Annotated in this window: 16 protein-coding genes and 1 riboswitch; of the genes, 11 read left to right on the top strand and 5 right to left on the bottom strand. The window is 33.7% G+C overall.

Annotated features, from left to right (window positions below; all coding sequences use genetic code 11):
• Positions 1–62: 62 nt before the first annotated feature.
• A complete protein-coding gene (locus M2326_RS09370; RefSeq protein WP_264619300.1) occupies positions 63–635 on the top strand; it encodes a pseudouridine synthase in 573 nt (190 codons plus the stop codon).
• Between the two features lie 54 nt (positions 636–689).
• On the top strand, positions 690–1145 hold the full coding sequence (locus M2326_RS09365; protein WP_264619299.1) for a tRNA (cytidine(34)-2'-O)-methyltransferase: 456 nt from the start codon (positions 690–692) through the stop codon (positions 1143–1145).
• Between the two features lie 71 nt (positions 1146–1216).
• On the opposite strand, the gene M2326_RS09360 is transcribed toward M2326_RS09365, so the two are convergent.
• The 4 genes from M2326_RS09360 to M2326_RS09345 all read right to left on the bottom strand — a co-directional run bounded on the left by M2326_RS09360 (position 1217) and on the right by M2326_RS09345 (position 5214).
• A complete protein-coding gene (locus M2326_RS09360; protein ID WP_264619298.1) occupies positions 1217–2077 on the bottom strand; it encodes a DUF5602 domain-containing protein in 861 nt (286 codons plus the stop codon).
• Positions 2078–2213: 136 nt separating this feature from the next.
• Positions 2214–2999: an ABC transporter ATP-binding protein gene (locus tag M2326_RS09355; RefSeq protein ID WP_264619297.1), complete on the bottom strand. Its 786-nt coding sequence runs from the start codon at positions 2997–2999 to the stop codon at positions 2214–2216.
• A gap of 39 nt (positions 3000–3038) precedes the next feature.
• Complete coding sequence (locus M2326_RS09350; RefSeq protein ID WP_264619296.1) at positions 3039–4070, bottom strand: iron ABC transporter permease; 1032 nt, start codon at positions 4068–4070, stop codon at positions 3039–3041.
• Position 4071: 1 nt separating this feature from the next.
• Entirely contained in the window at positions 4072–5214 is a 1143-nt protein-coding gene (locus M2326_RS09345; protein ID WP_264619295.1) for an ABC transporter substrate-binding protein, read from the bottom strand.
• Positions 5215–5558: 344 nt separating this feature from the next.
• Between M2326_RS09345 and cobT the strand changes: the two genes are divergently transcribed.
• From cobT to M2326_RS09310, 7 genes are all read left to right on the top strand, one after another.
• Positions 5559–7232, top strand: a complete 1674-nt coding sequence (gene cobT, locus M2326_RS09340; protein ID WP_264619294.1) for a nicotinate-nucleotide--dimethylbenzimidazole phosphoribosyltransferase — start codon at positions 5559–5561, stop codon at positions 7230–7232.
• A 92-nt stretch (positions 7233–7324) separates the two neighbouring features.
• Positions 7325–7699 (top strand): hypothetical protein, encoded by a 375-nt coding sequence (locus tag M2326_RS09335; protein WP_264619293.1) that lies wholly within the window; start codon positions 7325–7327, stop codon positions 7697–7699.
• Positions 7696–8493 (top strand): adenosylcobinamide-GDP ribazoletransferase, encoded by a 798-nt coding sequence (locus M2326_RS09330; protein WP_264619292.1) that lies wholly within the window; start codon positions 7696–7698, stop codon positions 8491–8493. Before M2326_RS09335 ends, M2326_RS09330 begins: the two co-directional genes overlap by 4 nt.
• Entirely contained in the window at positions 8478–8999 is a 522-nt protein-coding gene (gene cobC / locus M2326_RS09325; protein WP_264619291.1) for an alpha-ribazole phosphatase, read from the top strand. Before M2326_RS09330 ends, cobC begins: the two co-directional genes overlap by 16 nt.
• Before the next feature lie 360 nt (positions 9000–9359).
• Positions 9360–9660, top strand: a riboswitch (cobalamin riboswitch).
• 95 nt (positions 9661–9755) lie between these two features.
• Positions 9756–10037 carry a hypothetical protein gene (locus tag M2326_RS09320; RefSeq protein WP_264619290.1) on the top strand — a complete coding sequence of 94 codons (282 nt, stop codon included), beginning with the start codon at positions 9756–9758 and terminating at the stop codon, positions 10035–10037.
• 273 nt (positions 10038–10310) lie between these two features.
• Entirely contained in the window at positions 10311–12140 is a 1830-nt protein-coding gene (locus M2326_RS09315) for a TonB-dependent receptor (RefSeq protein ID WP_264619289.1), read from the top strand.
• 3 nt (positions 12141–12143) lie between these two features.
• Positions 12144–13202, top strand: a complete 1059-nt coding sequence (locus tag M2326_RS09310) for a YncE family protein (protein ID WP_264619288.1) — start codon at positions 12144–12146, stop codon at positions 13200–13202.
• Between the two features lie 63 nt (positions 13203–13265).
• Here the strand turns inward: M2326_RS09310 and M2326_RS09305 are convergent, their stop codons facing one another.
• On the bottom strand, positions 13266–14657 hold the full coding sequence (locus M2326_RS09305; RefSeq protein WP_264619287.1) for a S41 family peptidase: 1392 nt from the start codon (positions 14655–14657) through the stop codon (positions 13266–13268).
• A 92-nt stretch (positions 14658–14749) separates the two neighbouring features.
• Here M2326_RS09305 and M2326_RS09300 point away from each other — a divergent pair, with 92 nt between their 5' ends.
• Both M2326_RS09300 and M2326_RS09295 read left to right on the top strand, forming a co-directional pair.
• Positions 14750–15004 carry a hypothetical protein gene (locus M2326_RS09300; RefSeq protein ID WP_264619286.1) on the top strand — a complete coding sequence of 85 codons (255 nt, stop codon included), beginning with the start codon at positions 14750–14752 and terminating at the stop codon, positions 15002–15004.
• Between the two features lie 15 nt (positions 15005–15019).
• The gene (locus tag M2326_RS09295) at positions 15020–15544 is read left to right on the top strand and encodes a DUF4252 domain-containing protein (protein WP_264619285.1); all 525 of its coding nucleotides are present in this window, start codon (positions 15020–15022) and stop codon (positions 15542–15544) included.
• Positions 15545–15762: the final 218 nt, after the last annotated feature.

The following is a 15762-nucleotide window of genomic DNA, read 5'->3' as shown; positions in this document are numbered from 1 at the left end:
ATTCCGTTGTGAAAACATTCAAAGCGGCATCTTAATTGGTGTCGCTTTTTTATTTTATATCCATGTCAAAACACCACCATTTCATCATCCATAAACCCTACGGTTACTTGAGTCAATTTATATACGAATTGAAACGAAAGAAAAAGCTCTTAGGCGAACTTCATGATTTTCCAGAAGGCACAATGGCCATTGGTCGGCTAGATGAAGATTCTGAAGGTTTATTGTTGCTAACCACCAACGGGAAAGTAAGCGAACAAATACGCTCAAAAAAAGTAACCAAAGAATACTTTGTACAAGTGGACGGAATCATTACTCAAGAAGCCATTGATTTACTAAAGGAAGGAGTCGAAATAGGTTTTGATGGCGGGAAGTATACCACTAAAAAATGCGAGGCACGTTTGATTACTGATATTCCGGATTTTGGTCCTAGGGGGAAAAAAATTCGCGATGAGCGTCATGGACCAACAACTTGGGCATCAATTACGGTTAATGAAGGCAAGTTTCGACAGGTTCGAAAAATGACGGCTGCTGTTGGTTTTCCGACCTTACGATTGGTTAGGGTTCGAATAGGAAACGTACATTTGCAAAACCTAAAGGCAGGAGAAGTAATAGAAGTGAACGATTTTAATACATAGCAATATTTGCTTCCTTGAGGTACTTTTAAAATATAATATTAAAACTTTTTGAAAATGTTAAATATAGTCTTAGTAGAACCTGAAATTCCTAACAATACTGGTAATATTGGTCGCTTGTGCGTGGGTACAGAAAGCCGCTTGCACTTGGTACATCCTTTTGGTTTTGTAATAAATGATAAAAATTTGAAACGATCAGGATTGGATTATTGGGTACACCTTGATGTAACAGAATATGATACCGTAGCGGATTGGAAAGCACAAATTCCAGATCTTTCGAGAGTATTTTTGATGAGTTCACATGCTGAAAAGTCATATTTGGATATCGAATTTCAGGATGGGGATTGGTTGGTTTTTGGTAAAGAAAGCAGAGGATTGAGTGAGGAAGTGTTAGCTCAATTTGATAATCATTTAAAAATCCCAATGTCAGAAAATATTAGGAGTTTCAATATTGCCAATTCGGTAGCTTTTGTAATTGGAGAAGCAAAAAGGCAACTTGGCTTGGAACGATAGTTTTTTTTAGAAACTAGTTGTTATAAAAACAAACAGGAACTATTCTAAGACGAAGTTCCTGTTTTTTTTTCTTAATTTCGAGTAATAAAATCGCTCAAAGTAATATAAGTGATTCCTTTGGCATCATCATGATATACATTGTATTTTGTTGGATAATTGCCCTTTTTTTGAAAACTCAAAGGTTGAGAATAACTTTCGCTAGTGTCTATTTTTTTTAATAAATAGGCTTGAGTCATCATAGGTTCTATAAAATTTACTTTTCCATCATAACTTCCATAAACCATTAATTTCGTAAAAGGAAGATAGTCTGATGAATTTGCTGGAACCCAATGTTTCCCCATTTGACCTTCGGCAGTACCAGAACCTGGTGGTGTAATGTAATTAGCAGGCAGGTATTCTGCTGCAGGATAATTGTTGAATAATGCATTAGTTGCATCAGACCATGCCGGGATGGCTAGTTGTTCTGCAATAGATATAATATAGAAATGAAAGTCAAAATGTGGTAGATCAAATACTCCCACTGGTTCATGCCCGTGTGGATTCCAATTGATTCCAATATGATCAAATGGGGTAGTTTGATTGGCCTTTTCATGTAGCGGGAGAATAATAGCCGGACCATGTTCCATAGAGGTACTGGTATGTCCAACCATTGCATCGTCCTCCATATTAGGATTGGTTATTGCATTTTCGGTGATTTCAATTCCAATCTCCTGCGGGAATCCTTTGGTATCAATCTTGATCCAAGTGTGTCCTGTTCCACTACCAATAGGTACGTTGGGTCCGCTATAGAGAAACATTTTAGTTTCCGAAGTTTTACCGATTAGTGTATAAGTCACAATAGTTTTGTCATCTTCATCAAGACTACAAGAATACAGTAGAACAAAGGAGCAGATTAGTATTATTTTTTTTGATAAAGAAGTAAAGTGGTTCATGGTATTATATTGAAGGTTGAATTATTAATTTGTATTACTAGACTTGGGATTTATGAAGCCAGTAAAATTACGGAAATATAATTTCATCTACTAAGGATCTGTTTTTAGCTTCAAAGGACAAAAAAAGAAACTAGTTTTATCGAATGATAAATTTTCCTTTTTCAGCATCGAATGAAATGTGTTCGTCTTTAAAAATAGTATTAAAAGTCCCTTTGGATATAAAATTACAGGGTTCATCTTGCACCAATACTTCGGGCGTCATGATGATCATTTCATCACTTAATTGAATCGCCATATCGATGTCGTGAGTCGAAAAAAGAATGCATTTTTTGGTCTCAATAGTAAGCTTTTTCAATAGTTTAAACAAAGTAACTTTGTGTAATAAATCCAAGTGAGTAGTAGGTTCATCAAGAATAATGAGCGAAGTATCTTGTGCCAATGCTCTTGCGATTAAAACTTTTTGTAATTGTCCATCACTTATTTCATAATGTTTTTTTATAGCCAAATGACTGATTTGAGTGAGTTCCAGTGCTTCATTTATTTTGGCAGTGTCCAAGTTTGATAAACTACCAATCCAATTGGTGTAAGGTTGACGACCCAACGCTACCAATTCAAAAACCGTTAAATTACTTGGTGGTAATTTTTCCGTCAAAACAATACTTAGATTTTTTGCCAGTTCCAAAGGTTGATAATCACTAATTTTTTTATTATTCAATAAAACAGCACCTTCTAGTGGTTTCTGTATTCCAGTAATAGTGCGCAATAAAGTTGATTTACCTATTCCATTGGCCCCAATTAAAGCAATCAATTTTCCTTGTTTTAAAGTCAGATTAAGATTTTTGGCAATAGTAGTAACCTCACTTTTGGTTTTGTAACCAATGCTTAAATTTTCCGTAAATAGGATATCTTCAGTTGTACTCATTTTATTTTTGTATTGAAAACAGCAGTATAATTTATAAAATTAACCCATCATTTTTCGTTTTCGTACCAATAACCAAATCACAATTGGTGCTCCAAGCAATGAGGTAATGGCATTAATAGGTAAGGTAATGTCAAATCCAGGCATTTGCGAAACGATATCACAGATCAGCATAATTCCCGCACCTAGTAAAAGTGTACTCCAATATAAAACGGAATGGTTGCTAGTTTGGAATACTAGTTTTGCAATATGAGGTACTGCTAGACCAATAAAAGCAATGGGTCCCGCATAAGCGGTAATGCTTCCAGCAAGAATACTAGTAGCAAGGATGATTATTAATCGAGTTTTTTTGAAATTAAGTCCAAGGCTTCGGGCGTAATTTTCACCAAGCAATAAGGCATTTAGCGGTTTGATACTAAACAAACTTAAAAGCAAACCTATAAATACAGCCATAGACAAAATAGAAATAGAGGTCCATGATAAATTACCTAATGTTCCCATAGACCAAAAAGTAAATTTTTGCAGTTGCTCCGCAGTACTAAAGTAGGTAAGTGTTCCCACAATGGCACTGGTAAAACTACCAAACATTAAACCTACAATTAAGATAGCCATAGTATCTCTTAAACGATGTGAAACCAGTAAAACCGCCAATAAAACAAAAGAGCTTCCTAAGGTAGATGCAAGCACAATTCCGTAAGAAGACAGTAAAATAGTGCTGATAAAGGCAGGCATGGACGATGCTCCCAAAATAACAAAAGCCACTCCTAAACTCGCACCAGAACTGAGTCCTAATACATAAGGTCCCGCAAGTGGATTACGAAACAAGGTTTGCATTAACAAGCCACTAATCGAAAGTCCCATGCCTACTAATACTGCTGTAATTGCTTTGGGCAATCGGTAATTAATAATGATGTATTCCCAGGTAGATTTACTCGCCTGCCCACCGGTTAAGCTCGTGTAAACATCTTGGAACGGAATCGTAATCGAACCCAAGCTGATGTTGATAAAAAACAAAGTTATGAGCCCCAAACCGAGTAAGGAAAATAAAAATAAGATATGTTTTCTGTCGGTCAATTTAATTTAGTTTTTGTGCAAAGGTAAAGGTATAATTGGGAAGTAATTCAGGATGAAAGATTTTGATATAATCTTTTAACACTAAATCCGGTCGACTTGGCGCCGATTCATAATAAATAGTACCACCTGTAGGGCCTATTTTTCCATCAAAAGTATAGATTTGTTTGGTTTTAAAAGCATCAAATTGACTGTAATGAGGATTGATAGCATTCATTTCGGCTACAGTTTTATAAGCACCTGTGGCAATCCAATAGTTTGCAGCTTTGGCTTTTTCTAATACTTGTTCGAAAGATAATCCAATGCTTCCTGTTCCTGGTACATCTGACCATAAGTAGTTCGCTTTGGCATCTTTTAAAAATTGAGCTCCCCAACTGTTGGCTTTGGCTACATACCATTGGTCTTGGTACATCGATCCACACAATACAGTTGCAGTTGGTTTTTTGGTAGCCACCAAAGCTAAAGCATTTTTATAGTTTTTTATAATAGTATCAAATTGCAGTTTGGCTTCTTTTTCTTTCCCAAACAGCGCTCCGTACAGTTTGATCCATTCTGCTTTTCCTAGTGGAGATTGCTCCATCCAATCGGCCTGAATGAGAACATTTAAACCACTTTTGGACAAATTATCAAGCATGGGGTTGTTATTGTCTATTCCAAAAGTCACAACAAGTTCTGGACTCATTTCGATCAACATCTCAAGGTTTAATTTTTCATTTTGACCTATGTTTTTAATAGCGCCTTTGTCGATTAATACTCTAGTTTTTGCAGAAGAAATATAGTCGGGATGAGGAAATCCAACCAATCTTTTTTCAACGTCAAGCATTTCTAAATAGGGGATAATTGTGGTCGAAGTAACAACAATCGATTGTAATGGGACTTTAATAATGTTGTATTTCTGCAAACTATCTGGAATTATGCCGCTTTTTTGCTTTAAAATATAAGTATAATTTTTTTTTGCATTTGGCCAAGGGGTCTTTATGGTCACAACCGAATAGCCTTCGTAGGGGTGAATAGCCAAACTTGTAGCATATTCTATTTCGTTTTTTACTTTCGAAAAGGATTCATTCTGTAGCTTTTCTGTTTTTTTACAGCCATTAAGTGTAAAAAAAATGATGACTGAAAGAAAGAGTTGGGTAGAAAATTTCATGCTGATTTTTTGTAAGTAGGGCAAAGGTATAAGAAAATACAAAAAAATCTTGTTTATTTTTTGACCTATAGAAAAACAACATATGCTATCTTTACCAGATTAAAGTTTGAGAGTGATGGTCTATTTGTCTTTTATTATTTATTTCAAAGTTTGAGATTTTTTATAGAGTGAATATATTCATGATTCCAAGCAGGTTTCAACGTATTGGTGAGTGGTACAAGATTATTATTTGGAAGCCAGTAGGATCTACAGAATTTTTGATAAAAACGAATGTGTAGTAGATTTTGGAATTTAAGAAGTATGATAAGAATCAACTCAAATGAAGATTTTAAATATAAATGAAGATGACTTATTTAGATGAAATTTTAAAATCACGTCGCGACACTCGCCATTTTACAAATGAGGAAGTGCCAGACGAGGTAATCAACAAAGCATTACAGGCGGGGCATTGGGCACCATCTGTGGGGTTGACCGATGCAACAAAATATTACCTAATTAAGTCGAATGAAATAAAAAAAGCGGTCAAAGCGTTGTTTGTAGATTACGATAGTAAAGCGGCGAATCAAACGGACAACGAGGAGCAAAAAATAGTTTACAAAGCTTTAAAGCTAGAAGCAATCGAAGAAGCGCCAATCGGTTTGGTGATTTGCTATGATCGGTCGGTTTTGAATAATTTTACTATTGGAACCGTGGGTAGTAATGAGGCAATTAAATTTAGTGCCGTTTGTGCCGCTCAAAACATATGGCTGTCTTTGACGGAACAAGGTTTTTCAATGGGTTGGATATCAATATTAAACTATCATCAATTCAAGCAATTATTGGGATTGCCCGAACATATGGAACCACTAGGGTATTTTTGCGTAGGAAAACCCGCTACCAATTATGACAACCAACCCATGTTGCAGCAACTGAATTGGAAACAAAAATCCGCTGTGCCTTTTGTAACAGAAATAACAGAACCACAAAATAAGTCAGAAACTATTACGGAAGTGAAAGTGTCTCGATTAAAAGAAATTTCAATTGCCGATGCCTTAAAAGCTAAAATTGATATCAAAACCAAACCAACAGGATCATTAGGCATGCTGGAGGAATTAGCGCAACAAATAGGCGAAGTCTTTCAAACATTAGACCCAGAAATCTTACAACCCAACTTAGTTGTTTTTGCTGCTGATCATGGTATTGCCAATCATGGCGTAAGTGCGTATCCGCAGGATGTAACACGACAAATGGTGAGCAATTTCTTAGAAGGTGGTGCGGCGATTAATGTTTTTTGCAAACAAAATAACATCAAATTATCGATTGTAGATGCGGGAGTAAATTATGATTTTGCCCCAAATTCCAATTTGATTTTGTCAAAAGTAGGCAATGGGACGCAATCCTTTTTGCATGGACCCGCAATGAGTGCAACCGAATTTAATTTGTGTTTTTCGAAAGGGAAGTCCGTGGTCGAAACTATTGCAAAAGCAGGCAGTAATTGCATTGGATTTGGTGAAATGGGCATTGGGAACACGTCTACAGCTTCGGTTTTGATGAGTATTATTACCGAAATTCCGCTTGAAAATTGTGTAGGATTAGGAACTGGGGTAAGCGATGAAAAATTAGTCCAGAAACATAAACTACTACAAAAAGCATTAGATAATTATTCCGGTTCCAAAAAACTTGAAGATAAGCTGGCTTACTTTGGTGGTTTCGAAATCCTACAAATGGCTTCAGGTATGTTGACGGCCTATGAAAATAATATGCTGATTCTCGTAGACGGTTTCATATGTAGTGTGGCTTTTTTGATTTCGCATCAAATGAATCCTGAAATTATTAAGAACGCCATATTTTGTCATTGCTCAGCGGAGCAAGCTCATGTGAAAATATTAGAATTTTTAAACGTGAAACCTATCTTGCAACTAGGATTACGCTTAGGCGAAGGCACGGGTTGTGCTCTTGCTTTTCCAATTATCCAATCAGCAGTGGGTTTTTTGAACGAAATGGCTAGTTTTGAAAGTGCAGGGATTAGTGAGGCATAATTCTCTTGCTTTTTTTTTCGAATTAAATAAATCAAGGGGAACATTGTAGCATAATAAAAAAGAGCTTTCATAATTTATAAGCAATAGTAGATATGCAAAGAAAAATAATTTTCATCCTTTTTATAATAGTAGCTGTAGCTGCTACGATTTATTTGGAAAGTAGAATAAATGCTTTCGATTTAAGGTTTTATCACGGGAAAGACGGAGGCGCAATCGCTGAATTTGAGTTGGTTTGTTTCTTGAGTAGCTTATTTTTTGTTGTAATGAACAAAGGGAATTTAATTATAAAAGCGCTCATTGGTTTTGTATTAGGAATTGTAATAGGTGTAGTTTCTTATTTAGCAGTAGCATATTTTGGGGCATCCAACGTTGTTTTTATTATAGTAAGTTGTATCTTATTCATTACAACCTTTTTTGCTTTAGAAAAATGGAAATTAAATAAAGAAAATAATAGTTACCATTTATGAAAAAAGAACTCCATATATTTTTTACTGCTTTACAGTTTTACACTCGGATTCCATGTCCGAAAAATAGTGATCACAATCCCGACTATTTAAACAAATCATCTCGTTATTTCCCATTAATTGGTTGGATAGTAGGAGGGATTGCGTTTGGTGTTTTTAGTTTGTGTCATTTTTTATTGACGCCGGATCTTGCAGTGCTTATCGCTATGATTGCCTCCATATTGGTGACAGGTGCTTTTCATGAAGACGGTTTTGCCGATGTGTGTGATGGTTTTGGTGGAGGATGGACCAAAGAGAAAATTCTTTTGATTATGAAAGACAGCGCTATTGGAGCATATGGAGCAATAGGCGTAGTTTTATTGTTTTTGTTGAAATACCAAGCCTTGTCTTTTTTGGTTTCGAATGTTGATGAATTCACTACCAAAAATGAATTTTTGATTTTTCTACTGTTTGTTTCTGGCCATTCTTTGAGCCGTTTGGCAGCAATTTCCATCGTTTTTACCCATCAATATTCTCGCGAAGATGCCAGTAGTAAAAGTAAACCTATTGCGCAAAAGCATACGTGGCGAGAAGTGGTTGGTGCGTTCTTTTTTGGCTTATTGCCACTCCTGTTTTTGATGTGTTTTCAGTGGCAATTATTCTCAGTTTTAGTGCCTGTTTTCATAGGTCGGTTTTTCTTGGCTCGTTATTTCCAGAAATGGATTGACGGCTATACAGGCGATTGTTTAGGCGCAACGCAACAAGTATGCGAAATTTTATTTTATCTATCAGTTATTGTTTTATGGAAGTTTATTTAGTACGACACACCGAAACAGTTTGTGAAAAAGGAATCTGTTACGGACAATCTGATGTGCCAATTGCAGCACCTTATTTGGAAATATTCGAATCCATTAAAAAGCAACTTCCGCAGGATGCAATAGTATATTCTAGTCCATTAGTACGTTGTAGCCAATTGGCTAGTTACCTTTCGAATACAATTATAAAAGATGACCGATTAATGGAAATGAATTTTGGTAATTGGGAAATGAAAAATTGGGATGCCATTTCTCCCGATGAATTTACGCCTTGGATGAATGATTTTGTAAATGTATCAGTGCCCAACGGAGAGTCTTTTGTAGAATTGTATAATCGAGTAAATGACTTTTTGGAAAATGATTTTCAACATAACACATCAAAAGCGGTAGTGATCGTTGCTCATGCTGGAGTGATTAGAAGCATCTTGTGCAAAATTTCAGGATTACCATTAAAGGATGCTTTTAATAATAAAGTGGGTTTTGGTGCAGTAATTAAAATAGTACTGTAAGTAACATTATAATCAAGATTTTACTACTAATATGTGGCAACCTATCAAATGTTTTTGAATGATTTTATGTGTTATTTTATCTTTTTGTTTCTTTAATGTATTAAATCGTTACTATAATTACATTAAAAGACCTTTAATTTTAATCAGGTAAAAAAGGAAAGACAAATGGGGAGAGATATTTCCATTATTTTTAACTCAATTAGGAGGGCAGTTTTTCGTTTGTCTTGCAGGATTAAACTGTAAACAGAGCAACAAAAAAAGCGAAAAGTAGTATGAAAAGTATAAAAATCAGTACTTAACTGTCTAGCTTTTATATTGATATTATTGTAGTCTGTTTTGGTACTGGTTATAATTCTACTATATTTGCCATTGTATTGAGGTTGCTATTTTTTTTATTATTTAAAAAAAAAGCATTAAAAGGGAATCAAGTGAAATGAAGAATGGTTTATAAATCATATCCGAAAATCTTGAGCTGTACCCGCAACTGTAAGCTATTATGCTTGTTGTTATCTGCACGACCACTTTTTGAAAACTAAAAAATAAAGATCTATGCATTTTAGGATTTTGACCCTAAAAACTAGAGATTTTGACATTAAAATGAGAATGGGAAGGTCAACAACAAGACGCAAGCCAGGAGACCTGCCATTGTATTGAATATCAGACTTTCGGGAAAAAAGGTTTGGGTATGGGTTATTCTATGCTTTTCTCCCATTTTTTATCATGTTTTGGCAATGCCAGGACACTATATTTAATAAAATGAATACTAAAATTATTGCAACTATTGCATTTTTTACATTGAAATCTTTTACTGTTTTTGGACAACAAAAAAAAGGAATCGTCGCTATGCCGGTTGAATTAGATGAGTTGATGGTTTCAAAACTTTCAACTGAAAAAGAACTCACAAATAGATTCAATGCAGAGGTGTTCAAAACAGCAGGACGAAAAAATGACACTATTTTTAATTGGATTAATGGCATCGTATTGACTGGGGAGTATCATACAAGGACTAAAAAATCATCTACCTTTAAAAAAGAATAGTAAACTACCCTAACACGTTTTATAATAAGTACTTATTTTTTTTATTTCTAATCTATTTTTCTGTACTATTGATTTTACTTTTTATATTCCAAAAAAAAGTATTAAATGAGAATTAGGTTAGTGAAACAAGGTAGTTACAAAACGAATACTTTAAAATCTAAAACATAAACCCTAAGCTGTACATGCAACTGTATGCTAACAATCCATAAGAAAGACGACCTGTCTTTGTGTCAAATAAATAGAAACCTTTCGAGAACAAGAGGTTGTAAAAGTATGAAAGCAAAACAATTATTTTTTTATTTTTTATTTCTAACTAGTCTATGGATAAATGCTCAGAACAATAATCCAATTGCCCTTGATGAAGTAGTGGTGGCAGATGCTGTTTTGAATAAATACTCCAATTCGCTTCAAATCAAAAATATTTCAGATACGCTAATCGAAAAGAATTACAATTCCCTCACCAACCTATTACGTTACAATAGTTTGCTTTATTTTAAAGAAAATGGTAATGGTATGGTATCATCAGTTTCCTTCAGAGGGACTACTGCGGCACAAACTGCTGTGATTTGGAATGGGATCAACATCAATTCACAATTGCTTGGACAAACCGATTTTAATACTATTACACCATTGGGATATAGTAGAGTTTCTGTAAGAAGTGGTGGTGGTAGCGGAATTTATGGATCTTCGGCTATAGGAGGAACTGTACATTTGAACAACGAACTAAAGTTCAATAAACAATTTACAAATAGGCTCAGTGTTAATTTGGGGAGTTTTAATACACAAGGTTATTTTTATGATTTTAAAGGAGGAACGGATAAGCTGGCTGTCGATATTAGTTTCTCTAGAAATAGTTCTTCAAACGATTATACTTATCTGAATCGAAATAAAGTCAATCAAAATGGAGCTTATGATAATACGAGTTTGAATACCAATTTTGGTTATAAAATAAATTCAAATCACGAAATTAATATCTATAGCCAATTGTATGATGGAAACCGAGAGTTTTCAGGTACTATTGTAACCACTTCTAATAGTAAGTACAAGGATTTGAATTCGAGAAATTTATTGGAATGGATTGCTAATAAAGATGAATTTACTTCTCGTTTAAAGCTTGCCTATATTACAGAATCATACAAGTATTTCGAAAATAAAACTAATAATAATTACACTAATGGAGGGGCATCAACCAAAATTATAAAGTATGATTTGGAGTATACTCCATCAATAAAACTGACTATTAACTCCGTTTTTAGTTATACTCATATTAATGGCTTTGGTAGTTCTATAGATCCAGTAACTAGGCAAGTGGGTACAGCAGGTGTATTATTGAAGTATTTGTTTACTAAAAAATTAAAACTGGAGACAAGTGCTAGGCAAGAGCTAACGACCAATTATAAAACGCCTTTTTTATATTCAGTTGGACTAGTTGCAAATCCGTTGCACAATTATACTGTAAAATTGAATGCTTCTAAAAACTTCAGAGTACCAACCTTTAATGATTTGTTTTGGGTAGGAAGTGGAAATTTGAATTTAAAACTCGAGTCGTCTCAACAAGTGGAATTGGGACAGGAGTTGCATCTGGGAGCAGCACGGTTATCAGCGACACTATTTTATATCGACACCAAAGATATGATTCGATGGGTGCCCAATGAGAGTGGTATTTGGATGCCTATAAATACGGATGTGGTCAAAAATAAAGGATTGGAAATTACAGGGCATTTTAGAAAAAAAATAAAAAAACACTTATTTGATTTTGATATGGCTTATGCATACACCTCTGCTGTAGATCAAATTAAACAAAAAAAATTGATTTACGTACCCTATCATAAATTTACCTCTACTATCGATTATTCCTTTGCAAACTGGTCTATAAATTATCAATTACTTTTCAATGGATCTGTTTTCATTACGACTGATAATTCTAATAAGCTAAAGGAATATTCGGTTTCCAATCTCAGTACTTTTTATAAAATGGACAAAAATGAACATTATAAAATAGGATTTCAAGTTCTGAATCTCTTTAATAAAGACTATCAAACCGTAGAAATCAGGCCAATGCCTGGAATTAACTATAATTTTTCCTTAACAATTAAATACTAAAAAATGAACTTTAAAAAAATTACAATTGCTTGCGTTAGTAGTGCTTTAACCATGATTTCATGTACGAATGATGATGCAGCAGAACAATCATTAGGGTCTTATAACAAAGGAGTTATTGTTGTAAATGAGGGAGTTTTTAATAAAGGAAACGCCGAAATATCATTTTTATCCAATGATACAAATATGGTATCCAATCAATTGTTTGCGACCAATAATGGAGGAAATTTGCTTGGTGATGTAGCCCAAAATTTTAATGTAAACGGATCAACAGCCTATGTGGTTTTGAATGGATCCAATACAATTCAGGTATTGAACAGATATACATTAAAGACCTTAACAACAATTACTACAGATTTAATAAACCCAAGATACATTACTTTTGCCAACGGTAAAGGGTACGTTACCAATTGGGGTGATGGGTATGTAACTACAGATGATTATGTTGCAGTTATAAATCTTACGACTAATGTTGTAGAAGCCAAGATACCAGTTGCAGAAGGGCCAGAAAACATAATTGCTTACAACAACAAGTTATATGTAGCACACAAAGGAGGGTATGGTACTGGCAATACAGTCTCTGTGATTGATGTGGCTACAGCCAAAGTAAGTACAACGATAACAGTTGGGGATAGTCCTAGTGCTATTGAAGAAGACCAAGGAGTTATTTATGTTTTGAGTCAAGGAAAATTAGCTTGGACGAAACAAGAATCGGCTGGTAAATTGCAAAAAATCAATCCAGTTACCAATACAGTTACTTCTACATTTGACTTTGAATTGGCTTCTCATCCTGGAAAAATGGATATTGAAAGTAATAAAATTTACTATACACAAGGGAAAGATATTTTTGTAATGAATACAACAGCAACAGTTTTACCAAGTACTTCAATCTTTAGCTCAACATTTAGTCCTTATGGTTTTGCGGTAAACGGTACAAATATTTATTTGGGAGATGCTGGCGATTATGCTTCTAATGGAAAAATTGCTGTTTATAGTACAAATGGAACTTTGAACTTTGAAAAAACAGTAGGAATCAGTCCAAATGGTTTCTTCTTTAATAATTAGAGTATGAATTCCTTTTAAAACTAAAAAAATCTCGTTCTAATAATTTAGAACGAGATTTTTTTGTTATTCTATTTGCATACCACCTCGATTGGTGAGCGTTTTGGAATCGCTAAGTGCTTGAAATGGTTTTTGTGTACTTGGTTTTGCTGTTCGAGCCGTACCAGTAATTTTTGCAATAGCTGTATTTAACAATGGCTCTGCTGAATCACCTAAAACACCATATGTACTTGCTGTTTCTCTTAGAATAAAATTAGGAACGATTCCAGATTGGTAGTTACCAAAATCGTTTTTATTGACTGTGTATGCAACGATAGGTTGCATGGCATATTTATGGTTTGGGTTTCTATTATTTGAACTAAAATCTGCTGAATCATAAAGAGTTCTTGAAGCTTGATTTTTACCGACAGTAGTATCTCCAATTTGAATAACTGTAATATAAGGTTGTAATCCATTAATGATTAGTTCGCTTGCGGAGGCAGTGCTTGAAGAAGTTAAAATATAAATTTTTGATAGATTAAGACTGTTAATAGGTGTAGTCCCTATTTTATCAGGAAATAAATAAGTAGAATTACTCGCACTTTTTTTACTATTGTAAGTAAGTTTTGAAAATACTTGATTCGTAAATTGACCTGTGATCATACTCGCCAATCGAGTTGCAGAAAGTACCGATCCACCTGGATTGTAGCGTAAATCTAAAACTAAATCGGTGATCCCATTTGCTTTTAAAGAACCAAAAGCATTGTTTAGCTGTAAATCATAACTAGAATAAAATCCATTGTACATCAAATACCCAATTTTATTACTACCTAAATTAAATACTTTATTAATTAGGATAGGGTTTTCGTCAAGTACTGTTTTGGTAAAAGCAACTGATTTTCCATTTGAAGTAATGGTACTACCATCAAAATTCGCAAAATTAATATTATAATTTTCAGAGGAACTGAAGAGTAAGTCTTTGTAATTATATATACTAAGCATTTTTCCGTCTATCCCGTTAAATATAGCACCTCTGGCAATACTTTTTGTAGAAGCATCCGAGTTTGGAATGATATAAGTTACTACTCCAACTACTTTGGTTTTGTCATTTGGATCTAAACCAAGTTTAAATTCTATCCCATTACTTTTTGTAGTTCCTTGAAATCCTTGTTCAAGAACTGTATAATCACTTACAATCCAACTAAAGCGGTCAATGCTTTTGTCCACTCGCAAGGCGTCAAATAAAGATTCGGGAGTATAATTTGCTAAAAACATATTATAATCATCATGAGTTGCAAAGCGATTATCGGCTAGGTTTGGAACTTGGTCTTGCCATAAATAATAGACATTAAGTCCTTTCCATATGAAATCGTTGATTTCTAAATTCTGGGGTGTAGCAATATCATCATTATCTGTACAGCTTTGGAAGGAGAATGCGGTGAGTACGAGAATAATAATAATTGAGGAGTAATGTTTCATAAATAGCTATTTGATATAGGTAATTAACGTAAAAATACTATCTTTAGTTCTAATATATTAAGTTTTTTACAATATTAACAATCTAGTTTAATATGAGGTTTACTATTTTTAAAAAAGAGTTAGTTTTAGCGAGTATAATAGGTGTATTGGGTATTGGCGTATATTACTTTTTAAATAATGAAAATACGGACGGTAGTTTGGGTACTTTTGATGATCCCGAGCTAGCTTTTCAAGAAACTCAAAAAGCATTATCTTTGATGTCAGCACCACTTAATCTTGGCATGAAAAGTATGTTATATGTGCAAAAATGTGAATCTGCCCGAACTCAGATTTTTATAAAACAATAAAATTAAATGAATAACATGAAAAAACAGATACTTCTATTAATGGTTTTATTTTTAACAACATCACTGTTTGCTCAAACTGCCTTTGACAAATTTAACGACAGAGATGAAATAACAGCCGTAGTAGTCAATAAAAAAATGTTTGATTTGATGAGCAAAGTAAAAGTAGATGCTTCTGATAAAGAAACGCAACAGTACATGAGCTTAATCAAAAAATTAGATAATTTGAAAGTTTTTACAACTACAAATTCAAAGGTCGCCATGGATATGAAAGCAACTGCTGATAAGTATATTAAAACTGCTGGATTAGAAGAATTAATGAAAGTTAATGATGGAAATAAAAATATCAGGATAGTCGTTAAATCTGGAACGGCAGATGCTCAAATAAAAGAATTGCTTATGTTTATTGAAGGTAGTGGTAAAGATAATGAATCGGTATTAATGTCATTAACAGGAAGTTTTACTTTAAACGAAATTTCAATATTGACTGATAAAATGAAAATACCTGGAGGCAATGAATTAAAAAAAGCAACTAGAAATTAATTCTATTTATTGTCTAGTACTAAATAAACGATATAGTTTATCAGAATAAAAATTATTAATTAAACACTTGCAAGAATATTTTTGCAAGTGTTTTTTGTTTTTATGTGTTCTCATATAATTTAATTGAGGTAAGCAGTTAAATTCATATCTTTAAAGTATTGAAAAACATAGAAATAATGGAAATTTTTAAAGGTCAAAATCTCATAGAGTTCTCTGAA

It is taken from the genome of Flavobacterium psychraerolatum (assembly GCF_025960985.1).
GTDB lineage: Bacteria > Bacteroidota > Bacteroidia > Flavobacteriales > Flavobacteriaceae > Flavobacterium.
The sequence above is the reverse complement of the archived record's forward strand: the minus strand, read 5'-3'. Positions and strand labels throughout refer to the sequence as shown.